Origin of the sequence: Metasolibacillus meyeri (genome assembly GCF_003049505.1) — a bacterium.
Classification (GTDB): domain Bacteria; phylum Bacillota; class Bacilli; order Bacillales_A; family Planococcaceae; genus Metasolibacillus; species Metasolibacillus meyeri.
Window position 1 is genome coordinate 1 of the sequence record NZ_PYWN01000093.1, and the last position, 2,078, is coordinate 2,078.

1 protein-coding gene is annotated in these 2,078 nt (G+C 39.4%); it reads left to right on the plus strand.

The annotated features are described in order from the left end of the window. The first annotated feature begins 294 nt into the window (after positions 1–294). Positions 295–1,860 (plus strand): ribonuclease Y, encoded by a 1,566-nt coding sequence (rny, locus tag C9J34_RS13920; protein ID WP_420799132.1) that lies wholly within the window; start codon positions 295–297, stop codon positions 1,858–1,860. The last annotated feature ends 218 nt before the right edge of the window (positions 1,861–2,078 follow it).

Here is a 2,078-nt window from a genome sequence, read left to right on the forward strand (position 1 = left end):
CCCCAGCGTTTCACGCGCAGAGAAAACCACCAGTTCTACTGGTGGTTTTTATTTGGGTGCTAAATAATATACCATTGGATGCAAAGCGATGCACTAACTTGTTTCGCATCTAACTCCAGCTAGAAATACTTGTAAAGAATATGTCTTATATATGGCGGCAATCCTTGACAGCGTAATAACAGAACTATACAATTAAACATGTATAATTTCTAAAATTTGAAATGAAAAATGATTAACTGTTTATGCAATTAATCAATAAAAACAACATGAAATTGGCACTTGGAGGTGTTTTGTATGATCGAAGTAATTATAAGCATCTCCGCTTTGCTTGTTGGACTCATCGTTGGTGCCGCTGTTAGCTATTTCTATATGAAAAAAGTGAATGACTCAAAAATCACGGGTGCTACGCATACTGCTCAATCTATCGTTGAGGAAGCGAAACGTGAGGCAGATGCACTGAAAAAAGAAGCACTACTTGAAGCGAAAGATGAAACTCACAAATTTCGAAATGAAGCAGAGAATGACATTCGTGAACGTCGTTTAGAACTTCAAAAACAAGAGAACCGTTTATTGCAAAGAGAAGAAAATCTTGATCGCAAGGATGATGCTCTCAATAAAAGAGAAGCCGGCTTAGAGCGTAAAGAAGAAGCTCTAACAGACAGACAACAGCATATTGAACAGATGGAAGGCAAAGTGGAAGAGCTCGTTACAGCACAAAAACTAGAGCTAGAACGTATTTCTGCATTAACGCGAGAAGAAGCAAAATTGATTATTCTGGGCGAAGTAGAAAAGGAATTAGCGACAGATATTGCTGTAATGACGAAGGAATCAGAGACACGTGCGAAGGAAGAATCTGATAAAAAGGCACGTGAAATTTTATCATTAGCGCTACAACGCTTTGCAGCTGATCATGTGGCAGAAACAACAGTATCAGTTGTAAACTTGCCAAATGATGAAATGAAAGGGCGTATTATTGGACGAGAAGGGCGTAATATTCGTACGCTTGAAACATTAACGGGTATCGATTTAATTATTGATGACACACCAGAAGCTGTTATTTTATCTGGATTTGATCCGATTCGACGTGAAACAGCTCGGATGGCCCTTGAAAAACTGGTTCAAGATGGACGTATTCACCCAGCAAGAATTGAAGAGATGGTTGAGAAATCACGTCGTGAAGTTGACGAGCAAATTCGTGAAACAGGTGAGCAAACAACATTTGAAGTTGGTGTTCACAATTTACATCCAGACTTGATGAAAATTTTAGGTCGCATGAAATACCGTACAAGTTACGGACAAAATGTTTTAAAACACTCAATTGAAGTTGCCCATCTTGCCGGCTTACTCGCAGCAGAGCTTGGAGAAGATGTAACGTTGGCAAAACGCGCAGGTCTTTTACATGATATCGGTAAGGCAATTGACCATGAGGTTGAAGGTAGCCATGTTGAAATCGGTGTAGAGCTTGCAACGAAATATAAAGAGCATCCAGTTGTTATTAATAGTATTGCTTCCCATCATGGAGATACAGAAGCTACTTCTGTTATCGCGGTACTTGTTGCAGCAGCAGATGCTTTATCAGCAGCACGTCCGGGTGCACGTAGCGAAACGCTTGAAAATTACATTCGACGCTTAGAAAAGCTAGAAGAAATTTCAGAAAGCTACGATGGTGTTGAAAAATCATATGCTATTCAAGCGGGCCGTGAAGTACGTATTATTGTTCAACCAGATAAAATCGATGACATTACATCGCATCGCTTAGCGCGTGATATTCGCAAGCGTATCGAGGAAGAGCTCGATTATCCAGGACATATTAAAGTAACAGTAATTCGAGAAACACGCGCAGTAGAGTATGCGAAATAGCAGATTATATAAAAAGTAGGATAAAGGGGGTTGTCCGAAAAGCAGGCTAGCGCGTTGCTTTTCAGACAACTTTTTACTATTTTATTGAAGCGCTATCTATTTAGAAAAATGGTTATTTTCTTTTGAAAGATTGAAAATACTATAATGCAAAGTCTTTCCCTTCAATTTTAACTTGATTCAGCAAATCTTCTCCTGTCGCGAAAGTGTAACGTCAGCGA

What these genes read in the sequence shown, in the direction of transcription:
- rny (WP_420799132.1), top strand. Translation starts at nt 295, where the DNA reads ATGATCGAAGTAATTATAAGCATCTCCGCTTTGCTTGTTGGACTCATC.